21 protein-coding genes are annotated in these 18,702 nt (G+C 58.6%); 14 read left to right on the plus strand and 7 right to left on the minus strand.

Features of this window, described 5'->3' with window-relative positions; genetic code table 11:
* Positions 1 to 67 precede the first annotated feature (67 nt).
* On the plus strand, positions 68 to 631 hold the full coding sequence (gene hpf, locus GOW40_RS19345) for a ribosome hibernation-promoting factor, HPF/YfiA family (RefSeq protein WP_171097863.1): 564 nt from the start codon (positions 68 to 70) through the stop codon (positions 629 to 631).
* 61 nt (positions 632 to 692) lie between these two features.
* On the plus strand, positions 693 to 1,157 hold the full coding sequence (locus GOW40_RS19350) for a PTS sugar transporter subunit IIA (RefSeq protein ID WP_171133596.1): 465 nt from the start codon (positions 693 to 695) through the stop codon (positions 1,155 to 1,157).
* Positions 1,158 to 1,208: 51 nt separating this feature from the next.
* Here GOW40_RS19350 and GOW40_RS19355 read toward each other — a convergent pair whose 3' ends face one another.
* Complete coding sequence (locus GOW40_RS19355; protein ID WP_171097867.1) at positions 1,209 to 1,724, minus strand: CAP domain-containing protein; 516 nt, start codon at positions 1,722 to 1,724, stop codon at positions 1,209 to 1,211.
* Between the two features lie 170 nt (positions 1,725 to 1,894).
* Here GOW40_RS19355 and GOW40_RS19360 point away from each other — a divergent pair, with 170 nt between their 5' ends.
* Positions 1,895 to 2,494, plus strand: a complete 600-nt coding sequence (locus tag GOW40_RS19360) for a L,D-transpeptidase (RefSeq protein WP_171133597.1) — start codon at positions 1,895 to 1,897, stop codon at positions 2,492 to 2,494.
* Positions 2,495 to 2,633: 139 nt separating this feature from the next.
* On the plus strand, positions 2,634 to 2,816 hold the full coding sequence (locus GOW40_RS19365) for a hypothetical protein (RefSeq protein WP_171097871.1): 183 nt from the start codon (positions 2,634 to 2,636) through the stop codon (positions 2,814 to 2,816).
* A gap of 65 nt (positions 2,817 to 2,881) precedes the next feature.
* Here the strand turns inward: GOW40_RS19365 and hemH are convergent, their stop codons facing one another.
* Positions 2,882 to 3,931 carry a ferrochelatase gene (gene hemH, locus GOW40_RS19370; protein ID WP_171133598.1) on the minus strand — a complete coding sequence of 350 codons (1,050 nt, stop codon included), beginning with the start codon at positions 3,929 to 3,931 and terminating at the stop codon, positions 2,882 to 2,884.
* Positions 3,932 to 3,988: 57 nt separating this feature from the next.
* Positions 3,989 to 4,819 (minus strand): methyltransferase domain-containing protein, encoded by an 831-nt coding sequence (locus GOW40_RS19375; protein ID WP_171133599.1) that lies wholly within the window; start codon positions 4,817 to 4,819, stop codon positions 3,989 to 3,991.
* On the opposite strand from GOW40_RS19375, the gene GOW40_RS19380 reads away from it, so the two are divergent.
* Genes GOW40_RS19380 through GOW40_RS19395 form a run of 4 tightly spaced genes read left to right on the plus strand, consistent with a single transcriptional unit; the run spans position 4,800 to position 7,145 of the window.
* Positions 4,800 to 5,564, plus strand: a complete 765-nt coding sequence (locus GOW40_RS19380) for a ComF family protein (RefSeq protein ID WP_254444518.1) — start codon at positions 4,800 to 4,802, stop codon at positions 5,562 to 5,564. The two genes, GOW40_RS19375 and GOW40_RS19380, sit on opposite strands and share 20 nt — an antisense overlap.
* Positions 5,565 to 5,602: 38 nt before the next feature.
* The gene (gene grxC / locus GOW40_RS19385) at positions 5,603 to 5,860 is read left to right on the plus strand and encodes a glutaredoxin 3 (RefSeq protein WP_171133600.1); all 258 of its coding nucleotides are present in this window, start codon (positions 5,603 to 5,605) and stop codon (positions 5,858 to 5,860) included.
* A complete protein-coding gene (locus tag GOW40_RS19390) occupies positions 5,860 to 6,690 on the plus strand; it encodes a carbon-nitrogen hydrolase family protein (protein ID WP_171133601.1) in 831 nt (276 codons plus the stop codon). Before grxC ends, GOW40_RS19390 begins: the two co-directional genes overlap by 1 nt.
* A 14-nt stretch (positions 6,691 to 6,704) precedes the next feature.
* Positions 6,705 to 7,145 carry a MarR family winged helix-turn-helix transcriptional regulator gene (locus GOW40_RS19395; RefSeq protein ID WP_171133602.1) on the plus strand — a complete coding sequence of 147 codons (441 nt, stop codon included), beginning with the start codon at positions 6,705 to 6,707 and terminating at the stop codon, positions 7,143 to 7,145.
* Between the two features lie 2 nt (positions 7,146 to 7,147).
* Here GOW40_RS19395 and ubiG read toward each other — a convergent pair whose 3' ends face one another.
* Positions 7,148 to 7,894: a bifunctional 2-polyprenyl-6-hydroxyphenol methylase/3-demethylubiquinol 3-O-methyltransferase UbiG gene (ubiG, locus tag GOW40_RS19400; protein ID WP_171133603.1), complete on the minus strand. Its 747-nt coding sequence runs from the start codon at positions 7,892 to 7,894 to the stop codon at positions 7,148 to 7,150.
* Between the two features lie 48 nt (positions 7,895 to 7,942).
* On the opposite strand from ubiG, the gene pip reads away from it, so the two are divergent.
* The 6 genes from pip (at position 7,943) to infB (ending at position 15,245) form a co-directional block, all read left to right on the plus strand.
* On the plus strand, positions 7,943 to 8,920 hold the full coding sequence (gene pip, locus GOW40_RS19405; RefSeq protein WP_171133604.1) for a prolyl aminopeptidase: 978 nt from the start codon (positions 7,943 to 7,945) through the stop codon (positions 8,918 to 8,920).
* On the plus strand, positions 8,917 to 9,738 hold the full coding sequence (locus GOW40_RS19410; RefSeq protein ID WP_171133605.1) for an ABC transporter substrate-binding protein: 822 nt from the start codon (positions 8,917 to 8,919) through the stop codon (positions 9,736 to 9,738). Before pip ends, GOW40_RS19410 begins: the two co-directional genes overlap by 4 nt.
* A gap of 174 nt (positions 9,739 to 9,912) precedes the next feature.
* The gene (gene rimP / locus GOW40_RS19415; protein WP_170386826.1) at positions 9,913 to 10,503 is read left to right on the plus strand and encodes a ribosome maturation factor RimP; all 591 of its coding nucleotides are present in this window, start codon (positions 9,913 to 9,915) and stop codon (positions 10,501 to 10,503) included.
* A complete protein-coding gene (nusA, locus tag GOW40_RS19420) occupies positions 10,503 to 12,116 on the plus strand; it encodes a transcription termination factor NusA (RefSeq protein ID WP_171133606.1) in 1,614 nt (537 codons plus the stop codon). The genes rimP and nusA overlap by 1 nt, the downstream gene beginning before the upstream one ends.
* A gap of 22 nt (positions 12,117 to 12,138) precedes the next feature.
* Complete coding sequence (locus GOW40_RS19425; RefSeq protein WP_171133607.1) at positions 12,139 to 12,762, plus strand: RNA-binding protein; 624 nt, start codon at positions 12,139 to 12,141, stop codon at positions 12,760 to 12,762.
* Between the two features lie 8 nt (positions 12,763 to 12,770).
* Positions 12,771 to 15,245, plus strand: a complete 2,475-nt coding sequence (gene infB / locus GOW40_RS19430) for a translation initiation factor IF-2 (protein WP_171133608.1) — start codon at positions 12,771 to 12,773, stop codon at positions 15,243 to 15,245.
* Positions 15,246 to 15,449: 204 nt separating this feature from the next.
* Here the strand turns inward: infB and GOW40_RS19435 are convergent, their stop codons facing one another.
* From GOW40_RS19435 to GOW40_RS19445, 3 genes are all read right to left on the minus strand, one after another.
* Positions 15,450 to 15,935 (minus strand): GNAT family N-acetyltransferase, encoded by a 486-nt coding sequence (locus GOW40_RS19435; protein ID WP_171133609.1) that lies wholly within the window; start codon positions 15,933 to 15,935, stop codon positions 15,450 to 15,452.
* Positions 15,936 to 15,944: 9 nt separating this feature from the next.
* Positions 15,945 to 16,898 (minus strand): homocysteine S-methyltransferase family protein, encoded by a 954-nt coding sequence (locus GOW40_RS19440; RefSeq protein ID WP_171231130.1) that lies wholly within the window; start codon positions 16,896 to 16,898, stop codon positions 15,945 to 15,947.
* Positions 16,899 to 17,079: 181 nt separating this feature from the next.
* Positions 17,080 to 18,519, minus strand: a complete 1,440-nt coding sequence (locus tag GOW40_RS19445; protein ID WP_171133611.1) for an aldehyde dehydrogenase family protein — start codon at positions 18,517 to 18,519, stop codon at positions 17,080 to 17,082.
* Positions 18,520 to 18,702: the final 183 nt, after the last annotated feature.

Genomic DNA, 18,702 nt, shown 5'->3' on the forward strand with positions numbered 1-18,702 from the left:
ACCCGATAAAAACAGGCACGTTGCGCGACGCAATGTCAGAATGGGTGTGAATTGTGAAGGAGACCACATGCGTTACCAAATCAGCGGAAAACAGATCGACATCGGTGCGGCTCTGCAGACCCATGTGCAGACCGAGCTGGGCGAGGTTGTGGGCAAATATGCTCAAAGACCGACCGACGCCAATGTCGTGTTTTCCCGTTCGGCGCATGAATATGTGTGTGAAACCACTGTTCATTTGTCCACAGGGCTGACGGCGCAGGCCAAAGCCCACGCAACCGAAATCTATGCAGCTTTCGAGGCGTGTTGTGACAAAATGGAAACGCAATTACGGCGGTACAAGCGCCGTTTGAAAGACCATCACAAGGACCGGGTCGAACCGGTTGAACTCTTTGGTGCGTCCTCTTATATCCTCGCGTCTGACGATTCGGACGTGGCAGACGAGCCAGAAACGCTGCAGCCCATGATTGTGGCTGAAATGGAAACAAAAATTCCATCTCTCAGCGTGGGCGAGGCCGTTATGCAAATGGAACTTGCGGGCGCACCTGTTTTGGTGTTCCGAAATGAAAACAAGGATGGATTGAATGTCGTTTATCGTCGCGATGACGGTAATATCGGTTGGATCGATCCGTAACAGGCAAGGATACTAAGACGAACTTTCGCGATTGCGATTGTTGCGTCATTGGAGCGTGATCATGGAGCTTTCGAGCATATTGAAGCCCGAGGCGGTACGCATTCTATCTGCGGCCTCTAGCAAGAAGAGATTGTTTCAGGAAATCGCAGACGTTGCGTCTGCGGCGCTGAGCATGGATGCGCAGGCCATTGTCGAAAGCCTATTGGAGCGAGAAAGCCTGGGCCCTACCGGAGTAGGCCATGGTGTCGCCTTGCCGCACGCGAGGCTGCCAGACATTGACTCTGTCACTGGCGTTTTCGTGCTTTTGGAAAAGCCGATTGATTTCGGTTCGGTCGATCGTCAGCCGGTCGACCTAGCCTTTTCGTTGTTTGCGCCAGAAGATGCAGGTGTTGACCATTTGAAGGCTTTGGCCCTTGTATCGCGGACACTGCGCGAACAGTCCGTCTGCGCTAAGCTGAGAGCCAATCCGGACCCGGTCAAAATCTACGCAATCCTGACCGAAGCACAGTCGGTTCAGGCCGCGTGATACAAAAAAGCCCCCGGAAAAACGGGGGCTTTTGAATGAGACAGGCTGCGCTCAGCCGCCGGTGCCCATTTCCAACGTCCACCAGATCTTGCCGTTGTTTTCCTGATGCCACGCGAATCCCATTTGCGTGGCGCGCGGATCCATGATCACGGATCGCGGCCCGGGCTCTTGCATCCATGCGGCCAGCGTTTCGGTTTCGGTCTCAAACGTCTCCGAGATCGCCTCGCCGAGGAAGGTCCCGAAATAGCCGACCCGCGCGGCACGATCCAATGGTGATGAACCATCGGACCCGAAATGCCAGGGCCGGTTCTGGCGGGCCATGTCCTTGGAATGCGTGGCAGCTGCAGCGTTGAGTTGCGCATTCAGTTGTACAGGTTGCAGGCCAGAGGCCTGACGCAAAGCGTTCACCGAATCAACCATGCGGAATTGCAGCTTTTCCGGGTTGCCGCGGATTTTGTAGACCGTCGGCAACGGCCTGCCATCGGTGCCCAAAGTGGTCGTCGCCGAATCAGTACAAGCCGCCAGAGCGACCAAACAAATCAACAGAAAGGGAAGAATACGCGTCATGATGGGTCCGAAATTTGTGTCCTCACCGGAAATAGCTTGCGAAAGCCTAGGGGGCAAACATGCAATGAGAGAATGTTGCGTGAATCTGCCGGTTTGGTTTGCGACTGAAGCATTATCGCCATAAAATACCATAGATATTCGCATTTGTGCTTGGAAAAGGACCGTATCCGATGGTCAAGAAACCAATTTCGAACACCACGCGCCGGGGATTTTTGGCTGGTGCCGCTGTAAGTTTGGCCTCGCCCGCGGTCGCGCAATACATCCCAGGCGATCCTTTGCGCCCAGCACCGGAACCCGAGCCCGCTGTGCGCCGCAATATCTCGGGTTTCCGGGCGTTGGACTGGCAGCCTTACTTTTCAAACACCAAAAACGGCGCGATCCTTGTCGATACGGTCTCGCGTGCGCTGCATTATTGGTCAGATGATCAATCCGTGTACAAACTCTACCCGTCTTCGGTGCCTTTGACCGAAGAAATGACCCGCCGGGGACGGACCAGCGTGATCCGCAAAGTCGAAGGTCCCAGCTGGGCACCAACCCCTTCGATGAAAAAGCGGAACCCCGAATGGCCGGACTTCATTCCGCCTGGACCGGATAACCCATTGGGAACACACGCTTTGTACCTCAGCTGGAAGTATTATCGCATCCACGGAACACATGACACGCGCAAAATCGGCCGCAGGTCGTCGAACGGATGCATTGGTTTGTTCAACGAAGACATCGCCGAGCTGTTTTCGATGACCAAAGTCGGCACGCAAGTGTTGCTAATATGACGACATTTTCGCGCAGCGCGCGGGCTGAATCGCAAGTTGCAATTGCATTCCTCGGGCATTGCTGATTAGAAAAACTCACGAGGTAAGTCTTAGATGTGCGGTTTCGCTAATTGGAATCGTGCAAATTCTGGAGGTTAATATGAAGAAACTCGTTCTCGCCGCTGCACTGACCGCCGCTGCTTCGACCGCTTATGCGGGTAACCTGGAAGAGCCGGTCGTTGAAGCGCCGGTTATCGTCGAGGAAACTCAAGGTTCTTCGCAGGGCATCATCCTGCCGCTGATCCTGCTGGTCGTTGTTGCTGCTGCTGTTGCCGCAAGCTAATTCGATACAGAATTCCTGAAAAAGGCGGTGGATCGTTCCACCGCCTTTTTTGTTTGAGGCGCTGGTTACTCGAGCCAGCCGCGTAGGTTGTCTTGAATGACCTTCCCCAACGCCGCGATATGGGCGTCTTGGTCGTTTAGGCATGGGATATAGGTAAAGCTTTCTCCGCCAGCCTCTTCAAAACTCTCTTTGATCTCTTCATTGATCTCTTCCAGCGTTTCAATGCAATCGGCTGAAAAGGCCGGGGCAATGACCGCGATGTTCTTTTTGCCCTGTTTTGCAAGGTCAGCCACATGATCGACGGTGTAGGGCTTTAGCCACTCTTCCGGGCCAAACCGCGACTGGAAAGTTGAAACAAGCTGATCATCTGCCCAGCCCAACCGTTCTTTCAACAGACGAGAGGTTTTGGCGCATTGGCAGTGATAGGGATCGCCTTGCATCAGATAGCGTTCCGGCATGCCGTGATAGGAACAGACCAGTACATCCGGTTTGGTCTCCATCGCGGCATAGGCGGCCTCTACTGACCCGGCCAAAGCGTCGATATAGGCCGGCTCGTCGAAATAGGCGGGCACGGTGCGGCTGGCGGGTTGCCAGGCCTCGTCCATCAAGGCGCGGAAGAACTGGTCGTTGGCCGTGGCCGTCGTAGCCCCGGCATATTGCGGGTAAAGCGGGAAAAACAGGATGCGGTCACAGCCTGCCTCGACCATTTCGCGCACTTTGGATTTGGTCGATGGGTTGCCATAGCGCATACAGAAATCGACCACCACCTGATCTCCGTACCGATTGTGCATCGCATCGCGCAGCTTGGCGGTCTGATCCTTGGTGATCGTCATCAATGGGCTTTCACCCTGGTCATGGTTCCAGATCGACTTGTAGGCCTCGCCCGAGCTGAAGGGCCGCTTGGTCAGGATTATCCCCTGCAGGATCGGCTGCCATTTCCATTTGGGATAATCGATGACGCGCTGATCCGACAGGAACTCATTCAGATACCGGCGCATGGGCCAATAGGTATAGTCATCCGGCGTCCCCAGATTGGCCAGCAGAATCCCAACGCGCCCCATTTTGACATTGGGATGGTCGGCGGGGGCATGGGCGGGGCGAGTGGCATCAAACATATCGGGCGTCCTGACTTTCTTTTGTTCCGGCCTGAGATAAGGGGATTCAACCCGGCGTCAATCAGGCAGTTTGCCTTCTTCGGTCCGCAATGCATCCGCCAGCCGCATTTGTGCTGATCCCGGGCGCAAGGGTTTGGGTTGGCTGTCATCGGGCGACCAGCCGGTCAGGCAGATCATCTCGAAGGAGGCTGCCAAACGGCCCGAAGCGGTTGGGAAATGTTCTGCGTAAATCTGCTGAGCGGTGTCAAATACGGCGCGCCGGGTTGGGTATTTCAACCGTGCCGACAGCGTGTTGGTCTCTCCCATTTCGCGCAGGTCCCGCATCAGATGCCAGATATCGCGATATTCCGCGGTCAAGGGCACGGCATCCGCAACCGGCAGAGCAAGCCCGGCCCGTTGCAGGAGCCCTCCCAAGTCTCGCAGCTCGGCCATGGGTGCGACGCGGGGGCTGAGGCCTCCGGAAACCTCGATCTCGGCCTGACCCAGAGCGGCGCGCAGCTGATGCAGGGTTTCTCCGCCCAGGCAAAGCACCAGAAGCAACCCGTCTGGTCGCAACGCGCGACGGCATTGGATCAGCTGCCCCACCGGATCATTGGCCCAGTGCAGCGCCATGGCGTGGATCACCAGGTCATGGGCGCCGGATTGCAGAGCAAGCATCTCGTCATCGCTGGCGGTGATGGCGCCGGGCAAGACATCGGACCAGACATGCGGAAACGGGGTCACAATCGCGGGTGCCGTAAAGGTTTTGTTAACCATGGAGAGCCGATCCTGCACCTCGTCGATCGCGGCGCGGTGCAGAAACAGCGCTTCGTCCCGCGCACGCGCGCGGTGTCGCAGGATGGCCGTGCGGTCAAACAAAGAGGGTGCGTTGGGTTCAGTCAGTTTCATAGCGCGCAAGTATCGCATCACGCAGCGGATTCAAACAGCTGTTGCGCTGATCTATCCGCCGCGCTGCATGGGCTGCGGTGCGTTGACCGAGTCCGATTTCGGTCTGTGTGGCGCGTGCTGGCGCGAGACGCCGTTTATTGGTGGAGCCGTCTGTGACAGCTGTGGTGTTCCGGTGATGGGTGAAGAGGATGATCATCGCATCGAATGTGACGATTGCCTAAAGACTGCACCCCCTTGGCAGGCGGGTCGCGCTGCGATGTTGTATGACGGCAAAGCGCGATCCTTGATCCTGGCCCTTAAACACGGTGATCGGCCCGAGCTGGCCCGACCAGCGGCAAGATGGCTGGCGCAGGCAGGGCAAGGGCTGTTTCGCCCGAACATTCTGATCGCGCCGGTGCCATTGCATTGGTCACGCTTGCTCAAGCGGCGCTATAACCAGTCGGCCCTTCTGGCGCAGAACCTTGCGCGTGAGGTCGGGCAGGAATGCATCCCGGATCTGTTACTGCGAAAGGTGCGAACGCCAGTTCTGGACGGTAAAACCGCTGGCGAGCGCGCGGACATATTGGACGGTGCCATTGCCGTGCATCCCAAACGGGGACACCATATCAAAGGGCGCGATGTCCTGCTGATCGATGATGTCATGACCTCGGGCGCGACTCTGGCGGCGTGTACCCGTGTGTGTCAGGCCGCAGGGGCAAATCATATTTTCGTGTTGGCTCTGGCGCGCGTTGCCAAGGATGCCTAATTAGCTCAAGATTGCGCGAAACCCGAAGGAAACGGAAAATGAAACCGGTTGAGATCTATACATCGCCGCTTTGTGGCTTTTGCCACGCGGCCAAGCGTTTGCTGAAACAAAAGGGTGTCGAGTTCAAGGAAGTCGACGTTCTGATTCACTCAAAACGCAAGCCCGAGATGATCAAGCGTGCGGGTGGTAAACGCACTGTACCTCAGATTTTCATCGGCTCGCAGCATGTGGGCGGCTGCGACGATCTTTATGAGCTTGAGCGCCAAGGCAAGCTGGACAGTTTGCTCGCGGCCTGATGAAAACAGCCCTGCTGCAGATCACCTCATCGGACGATCCGGCCGAAAATCTGGACATGGTGCGCGCGATGATGACTGACGCGGCCGCGCAGGGTGCGCGCTTTGTCCTGACGCCCGAGGTGACGAATTGCGTCTCGACCAGCACCACGCGGCAGCGCGCGGTTCTGCAGCATGAAGAAGACGACATCACTTTGGCAGGTCTGCGTGCGCAGGCCGCCGAGCTGGGCATTTGGCTGCTGATCGGCTCGTTGGGTATCAAGACGCATGATGCGGATGGCCGCTTTGCCAACCGGTGTTTCATGATCGACCCGCAGGGTCAGATCGTGGCGCGGTATGACAAGATCCATATGTTCGATGTGCAGGTTACCGAATCCGAAACCTTTCGCGAATCGAAGAACTATCGCCCGGGCGAAACAGCGGTGATTGCCGAGACGGATTTTGGCAAGGTCGGGCTGACGATTTGCTATGACATCCGTTTCCCGCATCTTTACGCCGCGCTGGCGCAGGCAGGGGCGCGGATATTGACGGTTCCGGCGGCTTTTTCTCCGGTCACTGGTGCGGCCCATTGGGAATCGCTGTTGCGGGCGCGGGCGATTGAAACCGGGTGCTGGGTGCTGGCCCCGGCGCAAACCGGCACGCACTCGAAGACGCGCGGAAAAACCCGCCAGACCCATGGGCACAGCCTGGTTGTCGCCCCGTGGGGAGAGGTGCTGATCGACGCAGGCACCGATCCGGGCATTCACATTTTCGATTTGGATGATAGTTCTGTGTCAGAGGCGCGCCACCGCGTGCCCTCATTGACGCATGTTCGGCCTTTTACAGGGCCCTGATCCAGAACCGAGATATGACGGACGAACAAAATGCCCTGGCGGTCACGCTGTTCAGCGAGATCCTGACCGCCGATCAACTGTTGCGTAACCGGCTGAGCCGGGTGCTGCCCAAGGGCATGGAAATCTCGCATTTCTCGGTGCTGAACCACCTGGTGTTTGCGGGGGATGAGCGGACGCCAGCGCAGCTGGCCAGCACCTTCCACGTCACGCGCGGCGCAATGACCAACACCTTGGCCAAGCTGGAATGGGCCGGATACATTCACATCCGCCCCGACTGGGACGACGCCCGCCGCAAAATGGTCGCCATCAGCCCCGCCGGCCGCCGCGCCCGCGATCAGGCGATTTCCTCGATTGCCCCCCTGATCAACCGCGTGGTCCGAGAGCTGGGGCTGGAGCGCGTCCGCAGCACGTTGCCCGTACTGCGGGATTTGCGGTTGCAGTTAGAGGGGGAGTAACCCTACCCAGGCTTCACACTCGCCGTCACATAATTCACGCTCAGATCGCGGTCCGAGATCGACCAGCTCCACAGGATCGGGTTGAACACGAAGCCCTTGCGGTCCACCGGCTCCAGCCCGGCTTGGCGCAGCAGGTCAAAGAGCTCATCGGGGGTGATGAACTTGTTCCATTCATGCGTTCCGCGCGGTAGCCAGCGCATGACGACCTCGGCCCCAAAGATGGCCATCGCATAGGATTTCGGGTTGCGGTTGATGGTGGAACAGACCTGCAAGCCGCCGGGTTTCAGCAGCTGTTGCGTGGCGGTCAGATAGCCCAAGGGATCGGCCACATGCTCGACGACTTCCATGTTCAGCACCACGTCGAACTGTTCGCCTGCGGCGGCCATGTCTTCGGCGGTGGTGTGGCGATAGTCGATCTCAAGCCCTGATTGCTCGGCATGGATACGCGCGATGGGTAGGTTGCGCTCAGCCGCGTCCGCGCCCACGACCTCGGCCCCCAAACGCGCCATCGGTTCGCTCAGCAATCCGCCACCACAGCCGATATCCAGCAGGCGCAGGCCCGCAAAGGGATTCGGCGCGGTCAGGTCACGATCAAACTCACCGGCGATTTGCTGCGTGATATAGTCCAGACGGCACGGGTTCAGCATGTGCAAAGGTTTGAATTTTCCGTGAGGATCCCACCATTCTGCGGCCATAGCCTCGAATTTTGCGATCTCGGACGGGTCCACCGTGTTCGGATGCGCTTGCATTCCTGTCTCCGTGTGCTCTTTTACGCTTAAGGACTATATAGGGCCATAATGGACAAGTACCCGGACCAAAAGCGCGCAGTTCAATATCTGTATCCGCCGATCGACCCGTTTGATCAGCGTATGGTGGATATGGGCGATGGGCATCGTATCTATGTGGAGCAATGCGGCAATCCCAAAGGGATACCGGTTGTGGTTTTGCATGGTGGCCCCGGGGGCGGGTGCAGCCCCGCGATGCGGCGCTATTTCGACCCGCAGGTCTATCGGGTGATTCTGTTTGATCAGCGCGGCTGCGGGCGGTCTCGGCCCACGGCGTCGGTGGAAAACAACACAACCTGGCATCTGGTCGAGGATATCGAACAGCTGCGCATGCTTTTCGACATCGAGGATTGGATCGTCTTCGGCGGCAGCTGGGGCGCGACGCTTGCGTTGATCTATGCGCAGACGCACCCGGACTGTGTCACCCATCTGGTGCTGCGCGGCGTCTTTCTGGCCACGCAATCCGAGCTGGATTGGTTCTATGGTGGCGGCGCGGGCAAGTTCTGGCCCGAGCAATGGGCCAAGTTCACCGCGTTGCTGTCCGAGGCCGAGCTGAAGGATACCATTGGGGCTTATAACAAACGCCTCTTCTCGGGCGACCGGGCGACGGAAATCCTCTATGCGCGGGCCTGGTCGCATTGGGAGAACGCGCTGGCCTCGGTTCACACCAATGGTTCGGTCGGGGAGAGCCCCGGGGAATATGCCCGTACCTTTGCGCGGCTTGAGAACCACTATTTCATCAACAAGGCGTTCCTGGAAAAAGATGGCCAGATTCTGGATCAGGTAGATCGGATAGCGGATATCCCCGGGTATATCGTGCAGGGGCGCTATGACATGATCTGCCCGCCACAAGCTGCTTGGGAACTGGCAGAGCGCTGGCCCAATGCCGAGTTGAAGATGGTGCGCAATGCCGGGCATGCCTTGTCGGAGCCCGGTATCAGCGCCGAGCTGATCCGCATCATGGATCGGATCGCCGAGGGCCTGTCATGACCCGGATTGACCGCCGTGCCTTGTTTGCCTCAGGTGCCGCCGCAGCGTTGCTGGCGGCCACCGGCGCGACCTTGGCGGATACGCCGAAACAGGGCGGGACCCTGCGTCTGGCGGTGCCGCGTGATGACAGTCTGGATCAGGTCGCGCGAGGGGCCGTCTTTGACACGCTGACCGAGATTGCACCCGACGGCACCTTGCGCGGTGAGCTGGCGACAGGCTGGCATACGGATGCCGAGGCGCGCGTTTGGACCTTTGATCTGCGTCAGGACGTGCTGTTTCACGATGGGGCTGCGCTGGACGTGACCGATGTGCTGGCTGTTCTGGCGCGCGTTGGCCAGGCCGAGGCCCTGTCACCCTTCCAACTGCGGTTGGAGCTGGCCGACAGCAACCCCGGTTTGCCGTTTCTTCTGGCCGACAGCCCCTTTGTGATTACCGGCGCCGGGCAAGAGGTCTCGCCTCTGCACGCGGCCAATGGCACTGGCTGTTATCGGGTTGAGCGCGCCGAAGACAATCGTCATTTCCTGGGCCGCCGCGTGGACAATCACTATAGGGCCGGAACCGCCGGTTGGGCCGATGCGGTTGAGGTGATCGTGATCCCCGATCCCTCCGTGCGCGCCGAGGCGCTGCGCGATGGTTACGTGGATGTTGCGGCCTTGCCTGATGCCGCCGGGCTGAAGGGCGTGCGCGGATTGCGCTTTCACCCGTCCGAATCGGACATGGCGCTTGCGGTGGCCTCGATGGTTGGTTTGCCGCGCCAATTGGGTCAGTCCCGCGCGTTGGATGATGGGCGATTGGCCGAAAGATGGTGGATCGCCTAAGGCGAAAAAGATCGCCTTGATCACATTCTCAGACAATCGTCTTGCAGACTCGGGCCATCCTGCGTATATGCCTTCGTAACAGCGGCGTGTCGGGCGAAGGTCTGAGGCTCCACCGGAAAGTTCGACGGGCCGCGCGCCCGTTTTTTTGTGCCCGACCGAAGGGTAGAGAACCTGATGACAAATGACTTGATAGCCAAAGCTGCCATTGACCGGCGACTGGCCGAGATCATCACCCCCGTGATCGAGGATCTGGGGTATGAGCTGGTGCGCATCCGCTTGATGAGCGGTAAGCAGACCACGTTGCAGATCATGGCAGACAAGCCCGATGGTGGCATCGAAGTGGATGACTGCGCCGAGATTTCGAACGCGGTCAGCGCCACGCTGGATGTCGAGGATCCGATTTTGGACGCCTATACGCTTGAAGTGTCCAGCCCGGGGATCGACCGTCCCCTGACCCGTCTCAAGGACTTTGAGACTTTCGAAGGCTATGAGGCCAAGATCGAGACCGCAGAATTGATCGATGGACGCCGCCGGTTCAAAGGTGAGTTGGCCGGGATCGAAGGGGACGAGGTTTTGATCAACATCCCCGAAGGGTCCGAGACGATCACAATCGGTCTGCAGTTTGACTGGCTGAGCGATGCCAAGCTGGTTCTGACCGATGATCTGATCAAGGAAATGCTGCGCCAGCGCAAAGATGCCGGTGCCCTGAACGAAAACGCTTTCGACGAGATTGAGACCGAAGGGTCCGAAGAGGAGACGAACTGATGGCAATCACCTCAGCCAACCAACTGGAGCTGTTGCAGACCGCCGAGGCCGTGGCCCGCGAAAAGATGATCGACCCCGGTCTGGTTGTCGAAGCGATGGAGGAATCGCTCGCCCGCGCCGCCAAGAGCCGTTACGGCGCCGAGATGGACATCCGCGTGTCCATCGACCGCAAAACCGGCAAGGCGACCTTTACCCGCGTGCGCACCGTGGTCGAGGATGAAGAGCTTGAGAATTATCAGGCCGAGTTCACTGTCGAACAAGCCAAGCAATATATGGAAAACCCCGAGGTCGGTGACGTCTTTGTGGAAGAAGTTCCTCCGGTCGAAATGGGCCGTATCGCCGCGCAATCTGCGAAGCAGGTTATCCTGCAAAAGGTGCGTGAGGCCGAGCGGGATCGTCAGTACGAAGAATTCAAGGATCGCGCAGGCACCATCATCAATGGCGCCGTGAAACGCGAAGAGTTCGGCAATGTCATCGTTGATCTGGGCGGTGCCGAGGCCGTTCTGCGCCGCAATGACAAGATTGGTCGCGAAAGCTATCGCCCAAATGACCGCGTGCGCGCCTATATCAAAGAGGTCCGCCGCGAAGTGCGCGGCCACCAGATCTTCCTGTCGCGGACAGCGCCGGAATTCATGGCCGAGCTGTTCAAGATGGAAGTCCCCGAGATCTATGACGGCATTATCGAAGTCAAGGCCGTGGCCCGTGACCCCGGTTCGCGTGCCAAGATTGCCGTGATCTCATATGACGGTTCTATCGACCCTGTCGGCGCTTGCGTTGGTATGCGCGGCAGCCGGGTGCAGGCCGTTGTGAACGAGTTGCAGGGCGAAAAGATCGACATCATCCCGTGGAACGAAGATCAGCCGACGTTCCTGGTGAACGCGCTTCAGCCTGCCGAGGTCTCCAAAGTGGTTTTGGACGAAGAGGCTGGCAAGATCGAAGTTGTGGTGCCTGAGGAACAGCTGAGCCTCGCCATCGGTCGTCGTGGTCAGAACGTGCGTCTGGCCAGCCAGCTGACCGGTCTGGATATCGATATCATGACCGAAGCTGAAGAATCTGCGCGTCGCCAGAAGGAATTCGAAGCCCGCACCCAACTGTTCATGGACAGCCTGGATCTGGACGAATTCTTCGCTCAACTTCTGGTTTCGGAAGGGTTCACCAACCTGGAAGAAGTGGCCTATGTCGAGATCGAAGAACTGCTGGTCATCGACGGAGTGGATGAAGGTACCGCGCAAGAATTGCAAACCCGTGCCCGTGAGTTCCTCGAGGCGCAGGCCAAGGCCGCGCTGGATGCCGCACGTGCTCTGGGCGCCGAAGAAAGCCTTATTGAATTCGAAGGCCTGACACCCCAAATGGTGGAAGCATTGGCCAAGGATGATGTGAAGACGCTGGAAGACTTCGCAACCTGCGCCGACTGGGAACTGGCCGGAGGCTGGACCACAGTTGATGGTGAGCGTATCAAGGATGACGGTGTACTAGAGCCTTTCGGCGTAACGCTGGAAGAAGCACAAGATCTGGTGATGACCGCACGTATAATGCTGGGCTGGGTTGATCCGGCCGAGTTGGAACAGATCGAAGAAGATGGCGAAGCGACCGACGAGGAGGTCGAGGCCTGATCTCAGGCCTCGGGTGGCTTAGATGGGTCGCGGTGGCGTCCATAAGGATCGGTCGGAAGGCCCCGAGCGCAGGTGCATCGCCACAGGCGAGGTTCAGCCCAAACACGGGCTGGTCCGCTTTGTGACGGGGCCGGACGGTCAGGTCTATCCCGATGTCGCGGCAAAACTGCCGGGACGCGGGGTCTATGTGGCGGCTGACCGCGATGCGCTGGCCACTGCGGTGGGCAAAAAGCTGTTCGCGCGCGGGTTCAAGGCGCAGGTGACTGTGCCCAAGGATCTGGTGGACGAGGTCGAAAAACAGGTTTCGCGACGGGTGATCGAACTGATCAGCCTTGCGCGCAAGTCCGGTGATGCGGTCGCCGGGTATGAAAAGGTCAAGACGTGGCTGGACCGGGATGAGGCCCAGGTGCTGATTCAGGCCAGCGATGGATCGGGACGCGGCAAGTCGAAACTGAGCACGCCGCATTTCGGGAAATACATCGGATGGCTGACTGCGGATGAATTAGGACAGGCATTTGGGCGCCAAACCGTGATTCATGCGGCGCTGGCCTCTGGCGGACTCGCCAAACGTGTTGTAGAGGAAGCGCAGCGCCTGCGTGGCTTGCGCGAAACGGATGACGGCGGCAAGGGCCGCTCGGAAGGGTAAGAAGCTTTATGAGCGATAGTGACGGCAAAAAGACATTGGGTCTTCGTGGCGGGGCACGCCCCGGGAATGTGAAACAGAGTTTCAGCCACGGACGCACCAAGAATGTCGTGGTGGAAACCAAACGCAAACGCGTCGTGGTCCCCAAGCCGGGCGCAAGCAAGCCGGGTGGCGGAGCTGCGCCTTCGGGTGATCCGTCGCGTCGCCCAGCGGGTATTTCTGACGCGGAAATGGCGCGCCGGATGAAAGCGCTGCAAGCGGCCAAGGCCCGCGAGGTCGAAGAGGCCGCTGAGCGTGAAGCGGCTGAAAAGGCGCGCGAGGAAGAGCGCGCCCGTCGTCGTGCGGAACAGGAAGCCAAAGAGCGTGAACAGCGCGAGGCCGAAGAACGCGCCCGCGCGAAGGCCGAAGAAGAAGAGCGCAAACGTCAGGAAGCGGAAGAAGCTGCTAAACGTGCTGCTGCTGCCCCCGCGCCGGAAGAGGCCAAGCCCGCGCGCGGCCCGGCCAACAAACCTGCACCCGCAGCCACCCCGCGCAAACAAGACCGTGAACGCGAGCAGCGTGGTCGTGGCAAAGGCCGTGATGACAACCGTCGTTCGGGCAAACTGACACTGGGTCAAGCCACCGGTGGCGAAGGCAATCGCCAGCGCTCGATGGCGGCGATGAGGCGTAAGCAAGAGCGCGCGCGCCAGAAAGCCATGGGCGGCCCGGTTGAACGGGAAAAGGTGATCCGCGATGTGCAACTGCCCGAGGCCATCATGGTCTCGGAACTGGCCAACCGAATGGCTGAACGCGTGGCCGATGTGGTCAAGTCGCTGATGCAAATGGGCATGATGGTGACGCAGAACCAGACCATCGACGCCGATACCGCAGAACTGATCATCGAAGAATTTGGCCACAAGGTCACCCGCGTCTCGGACTCGGACGTTGAAGACGTCATCAAAGAGGTCGAGGATACTGACGAAGATCTGAAATCGCGCCCGCCGGTCATCACCATCATGGGTCACGTTGACCACGGTAAAACCTCATTGCTGGACGCAATCCGCGACGCGCGCGTTGTGGCTGGCGAAGCGGGTGGGATCACCCAGCATATCGGTGCCTATCAGGTGAAAACCGATGGCGGCACCACGCTGACCTTCCTGGATACGCCGGGCCACGCGGCCTTTACCTCGATGCGTTCGCGCGGGGCTCAGGTCACGGATATCGTGGTTCTGGTTGTGGCCGCCGATGACGCGGTGATGCCGCAGACGGTTGAGGCGATCAATCACGCCAAAGCCGCCGGTGTTCCGATGATCGTGGCGATCAACAAGATCGACAAACCCGAGGCAAACCCGGACAAGGTGCGTACTGACCTTCTGCAACATGAAGTGATCGTCGAAAAGATGTCGGGTGAGGTTCAGGACGTCGAGGTTTCGGCCATGACCGGCCAGGGCCTGGACGAACTGCTTGAGGCCATCGCGCTGCAAGCCGAGATTCTGGAGCTCAAAGCCAACCCCGACCGCGCTGCCCAAGGTGCCGTGATCGAAGCGCAGCTGGATGTGGGCCGTGGTCCCGTGGCCACCGTTCTGGTTCAGAATGGCACGCTGCATCAGGGCGATATCTTCGTTGTCGGTGAGCAATACGGTAAGGTCCGCGCACTGATCAATGACAAGGGTGACCGCGTCAAAGAAGCGGGCCCCTCGGTTCCGGTCGAGGTTCTGGGCCTCAACGGCACGCCCGAGGCCGGTGACGTTCTTAACGTGACCGAAACCGAAGCGCAGGCGCGTGAGATCGCGGAATACCGCGAGAAAGCCGCCAAGGACAAACGCGCTGCTGCTGGTGCTGCGACAACGCTTGAGCAGCTGATGCAGAAGGCCAAGGAAGACGAGAACGTGGCCGAGCTGCCGATCCTCGTCAAAGCCGATGTGCAGGGCTCTGCCGAAGCCATCGTTCAGGCGATGGAAAAGATTGGCAATGACGAGGTCCGCGTACGCGTGCTGCATTCAGGCGTTGGGGCGATCACCGAAACCGACGTGGGCCTGGCCGAAGCCTCTGGCGCACCGGTCTTCGGGTTCAACGTCCGCGCCAACGCATCGGCGCGGAACACGGCGAACCAGAAGGGTGTCGAGATCCGGTACTACTCGGTCATCTATGACCTTGTGGATGACGTGAAAGCTGCCGCATCCGGCCTGCTGAGCGCCGAGATCCGCGAAAAGTTCATCGGGTACGCCGAAATCCGCGAAGTCTTCAAAGTTACCGGCGTCGGCAAGGTTGCTGGCTGTCTGGTCACCGAAGGCGTTGCCCGCCGCTCCGCCGGCGTCCGCCTGCTGCGCGACAACGTGGTGATCCACGAAGGCACGCTGAAGACGCTGAAACGCTTCAAGGACGAAGTGGCCGAAGTTCAGTCAGGCCAGGAATGTGGTATGGCGTTTGAGAACTACGACGACATCCGTCAGGGCGACGTGATCGAAATCTTCGAACGCGAAGAGGTTACGCGCACACTGGATTGATCCGGTCTGGTGAGTGAATTGAAACGCAGCGGCCCGTTGGGCCGCTGTTTTTTTGTGGGGTGCCGGGTGCTGGCTAGCCTTTGGACGAGTCGAGCACTGGAGCAAATGAACTGAAGTCTAGGCCTTGGGCTGATTTGCGGATTTTGCTGCCGTTCGCTCTCTTGCTTCAAATGTCTGCTTTCGCGCTCAAAACTAGTTCAAAACTCAAAGGCGCATGCTCATCTCATGCCAAGTCAATCCTCCGTGGGTTGAGGCAGACTGTCTCAAATATAGATAACCAAGCTTCTCATAGAGCGGTACGTGATGCTCTTTACACATCAAGTAAATCATTTTTTTGTCCATCTCGCGCATTCGGCCGATGAACTCATACATCAGCGCCCGAGAGTGACCCCTTCCTTGCGCGGCAGGGTCGACGACCACGGACATGATGACAACATTCGGTGCATCGGGATCATGGCCGATGAGTTCCTTGAATTCCTCGTCTGACATTTCGACGTTATGCGCGCATCCACAATTGATGAAACCACATATCTTATTGTCTAATTCAAGGATCAGAAAACCCTCCGGGTAGGTCTCGATACGTTTGGAGATCTTCGCATGGGTCGCAGCTTCGTCTCCTTCATATGCGGCGGTCTCGATCTCGAAGCAGCGATCCGCATCGGCAAGCTGTGCGATTCGAAAGGTGATCATACAGGTCTCTTATGCTGCAACTGATTTCCGAGCCTCGCTGACTTGCCTGGCGATTTGCCCGATGTGGCGACCGTCAGTGCCGCAACACCCACCCCAAACGTGCACATGTGGAAACCGTTTGGAAAGTGCCGCCATTTGCCCTCCCAATTCTTCCGGATCGCCATCCTCAAGGTGACCAAGGCTGCAAAGAGAGAGCAATTCCATTGCAACGGCATTCGGCAGAAAGCCTCCGAGTCGGTTGGTCCAATCGCCTTCGGTCAATCCAGGCTCGAACTCGGTCGGGTGGGCGCAGTTAACCATGTAGTAGAGCGGCGCGTTGCCCGTGGCGGCATCAATGCTTGTCACCGCATCGGCCAGCGCCGAGCCGTCGTTAAGTCTTCCACCCTTCGCAATCATTGAAACGACGCTAGGGATGTCGGCAGCTTTCGCAGCGCGCGCAAATCCGATAGCTTCTTCAACACTTGAGAATGTCGCGGCGGTAACAAAGTCGGCCCCGGCGTCCCTGAGTGTAATGATCTGCTCTGAATGATAGTCTTCGGCTTCAGCGGCATTTTCTACCCGACCGGTTTCATAGGCGTCTCCACGTGGCCCAATGCTACCGCCAATCAGCATAGGCGTTGTGTCGCTCTGATACTCGCGAGCGAAGTCCTTGTAGAACTCGATCCCACGAATATTGATTTCTGCGAGGGCTTCTTTTGAAAAGCCGATCAGTTCCCCCCAGTCACGGCTGGCTCGATAATGAAGGCCGTCGTTTATGACGCCGAACCCATTTTCGACAGCCGCCTCAACCAGCCTCCGGTGGTAGTCGGTCAGGCAAGCGAGGCCCCGCTTGTCATTCAACAGTTCAAATGCGCAAAAGTGACGAAGTTCGCAGCCGTCCTTGTATTGGAGCCAAGTCTCGAAACCCCAGCCACAGGCCATGTCTTGTCCGCTTTGTTGCGGAAGAGCTTGTTGTTGCGCCATGTCCGTCCCCCTTTTGGTTGGAGGTAGACTAGCCAAATTTCTTACGATTGTCTCGGATCGTCATTTCCTTGATCGGGCATTCATCCGCTGCGCAGCATCCGTCATGATGGGCTCCAAGCAACATTGCGATATCTCGGATCGCGCCAGCTGCGAAAAGTCGCACCGGTACGCGCGACCCAGGCTATTCCGCGGCCCAGCCTCCGACGGCTTTGACCTCAAGGAAGTCTTCCAGACCCCAGACCCCGCCTTCGCGGCCGTTGCCGGATTGTTTCATGCCTCCGAACGGCGCACCTGCGCTGCGGGATTGGCCGTTCATTTCGACCATGCCGGACCTTAGGGCGCGGGCCATGCGGTTGGCGCGGTCCCCGTCTTGGGTCTGCACATAGTTTGTCAGCCCGTAGGGCGTGTCATTGGCGATCTCGATGGCCTCTTCTTCGGTGTCAAACGGGATCATGGTCAGGACCGGGCCAAAGATTTCTTCTCGGGCGATGGTCATTTGGTTGGTGGCGTCGGCAAAGACGGTCGGGCGCACGTAATAGCCTTTGTTCAGACCGTCAGGGCGACCGGTGCCTCCGGCCACAAGCCGCGCGCCCTCGTCGATACCTTTCTGGATCAGGTTCTGAATTTTGGTCCATTGCAGCTCATTTACCACCGGGCCGATATGGCGCCCTTCGTCCGAGGCCGGACCGACCGAGACCTTATTGGCCACCTGCGCGGCGGTCTCGACGGCCTGATCATAGATTGGGCGCTGGACCAGCATGCGGCTGGGGGCATTACAGCTTTGGCCGGTGTTGTTCATCATATGTAGCACACCGCGTTTCACCGCCTTTTCATCGGCATCGGCAAAAACCACATTTGCGCCTTTGCCGCCCAGTTCCAGATGCACTTTTTTCAGTGTATCTGCGGCATTTTTGGAGATCGCGGTGCCTGCCCGGGTCGAGCCGGTAAAGCTGATCATGTCCACATCCGGGTGTGCCGAAAGCTGTGAGCCAACACCCGTGCCATCACCATTCACAAGGTTGAAGACGCCCGCGGGGAAACCGGCCTCATCCATCATTTCGGCAAAGATCATCGCGTTGAGCGGGCTTTGTTCAGAAGGTTTCAGCACCATAGTACAGCCCGCAATGGCCGCTGCTCCGACCTTGAGCGTGATCTGGTTCATCGGCCAGTTCCAAGGCGTGATCAGAGCGGCCACGCCCACCGCCTCGTAGATGATCCGGTCATTGGGCGCATGATCGCCCAACGGGCGTTCGAAGGGGAAGGCTTTGGCCGCGCGAATGAAGTTTTTCAGGTGATAGATGCCCGCGCCCGACTGCTGGTTGCGGGCCATGTCGATGGGCGCGCCCATTTCCAGGGACATGGCTTGGGCCAGATCCTCGGATCGGGTTGCGTAGATATCGACCAGCTTTTCCACCAGCGCGATCCGGTCTTCGACCGGTGTGGCCATCCAGCCCGGCAAAGCGGCTTTGGCTGCGGCGACCGCGGCATCTGTGTCCGCTTGACCACCCAGAGAGATCACAGCGCAGGGCTCTTCAGTAGACGGGTTGATCACTTCGAAATCTTGAGACACCGACGGGGCCACCCAGGCACCATTGATATAGAAGTCACGCTTTTCGATCATGGTCAGTCCTCCTGATCCGAGATTTAGCCGACCATACGGTCGGTTTTGCGGGCTACTCTGTCAGGAGACCCTGGGGCAGGCAAGATGAAATCGGAGAGGTGTTTCACTTTCACTGATGCCTGAAATTTGACCGTGGGGTGGGGATCAATGGTTTAACCTGTGGTCAAAGTGATTAAGTTTGCG

Source organism: Ruegeria sp. HKCCA6707 (genome assembly GCF_013033515.1).
In the GTDB taxonomy this organism is placed as follows: domain Bacteria; phylum Pseudomonadota; class Alphaproteobacteria; order Rhodobacterales; family Rhodobacteraceae; genus Ruegeria.

What these genes read in the sequence shown, in the direction of transcription:
- GOW40_RS19355 (WP_171097867.1), bottom strand. Translation starts at nt 1,724, where the DNA reads ATGACGCGTATTCTTCCCTTTCTGTTGATTTGTTTGGTCGCTCTGGCG.
- GOW40_RS19445 (WP_171133611.1), bottom strand. Translation starts at nt 18,519, where the DNA reads ATGATCGAAAAGCGTGACTTCTATATCAATGGTGCCTGGGTGGCCCCG.
- infB (WP_171133608.1), top strand. Translation starts at nt 12,771, where the DNA reads ATGAGCGATAGTGACGGCAAAAAGACATTGGGTCTTCGTGGCGGGGCA.
- grxC (WP_171133600.1), top strand. Translation starts at nt 5,603, where the DNA reads ATGAAACCGGTTGAGATCTATACATCGCCGCTTTGTGGCTTTTGCCAC.
- GOW40_RS19360 (WP_171133597.1), top strand. Translation starts at nt 1,895, where the DNA reads ATGGTCAAGAAACCAATTTCGAACACCACGCGCCGGGGATTTTTGGCT.
- ubiG (WP_171133603.1), bottom strand. Translation starts at nt 7,894, where the DNA reads ATGCAAGCGCATCCGAACACGGTGGACCCGTCCGAGATCGCAAAATTC.
- GOW40_RS19410 (WP_171133605.1), top strand. Translation starts at nt 8,917, where the DNA reads ATGACCCGGATTGACCGCCGTGCCTTGTTTGCCTCAGGTGCCGCCGCA.
- GOW40_RS19440 (WP_171231130.1), bottom strand. Translation starts at nt 16,898, where the DNA reads ATGGCGCAACAACAAGCTCTTCCGCAACAAAGCGGACAAGACATGGCC.
- GOW40_RS19350 (WP_171133596.1), top strand. Translation starts at nt 693, where the DNA reads ATGGAGCTTTCGAGCATATTGAAGCCCGAGGCGGTACGCATTCTATCT.
- hemH (WP_171133598.1), bottom strand. Translation starts at nt 3,931, where the DNA reads ATGTTTGATGCCACTCGCCCCGCCCATGCCCCCGCCGACCATCCCAAT.
- pip (WP_171133604.1), top strand. Translation starts at nt 7,943, where the DNA reads ATGGACAAGTACCCGGACCAAAAGCGCGCAGTTCAATATCTGTATCCG.
- GOW40_RS19395 (WP_171133602.1), top strand. Translation starts at nt 6,705, where the DNA reads ATGACGGACGAACAAAATGCCCTGGCGGTCACGCTGTTCAGCGAGATC.
- hpf (WP_171097863.1), top strand. Translation starts at nt 68, where the DNA reads ATGCGTTACCAAATCAGCGGAAAACAGATCGACATCGGTGCGGCTCTG.
- GOW40_RS19425 (WP_171133607.1), top strand. Translation starts at nt 12,139, where the DNA reads ATGGGTCGCGGTGGCGTCCATAAGGATCGGTCGGAAGGCCCCGAGCGC.
- rimP (WP_170386826.1), top strand. Translation starts at nt 9,913, where the DNA reads ATGACAAATGACTTGATAGCCAAAGCTGCCATTGACCGGCGACTGGCC.
- GOW40_RS19365 (WP_171097871.1), top strand. Translation starts at nt 2,634, where the DNA reads ATGAAGAAACTCGTTCTCGCCGCTGCACTGACCGCCGCTGCTTCGACC.
- GOW40_RS19375 (WP_171133599.1), bottom strand. Translation starts at nt 4,819, where the DNA reads ATGAAACTGACTGAACCCAACGCACCCTCTTTGTTTGACCGCACGGCC.
- GOW40_RS19390 (WP_171133601.1), top strand. Translation starts at nt 5,860, where the DNA reads ATGAAAACAGCCCTGCTGCAGATCACCTCATCGGACGATCCGGCCGAA.
- nusA (WP_171133606.1), top strand. Translation starts at nt 10,503, where the DNA reads ATGGCAATCACCTCAGCCAACCAACTGGAGCTGTTGCAGACCGCCGAG.
- GOW40_RS19435 (WP_171133609.1), bottom strand. Translation starts at nt 15,935, where the DNA reads ATGATCACCTTTCGAATCGCACAGCTTGCCGATGCGGATCGCTGCTTC.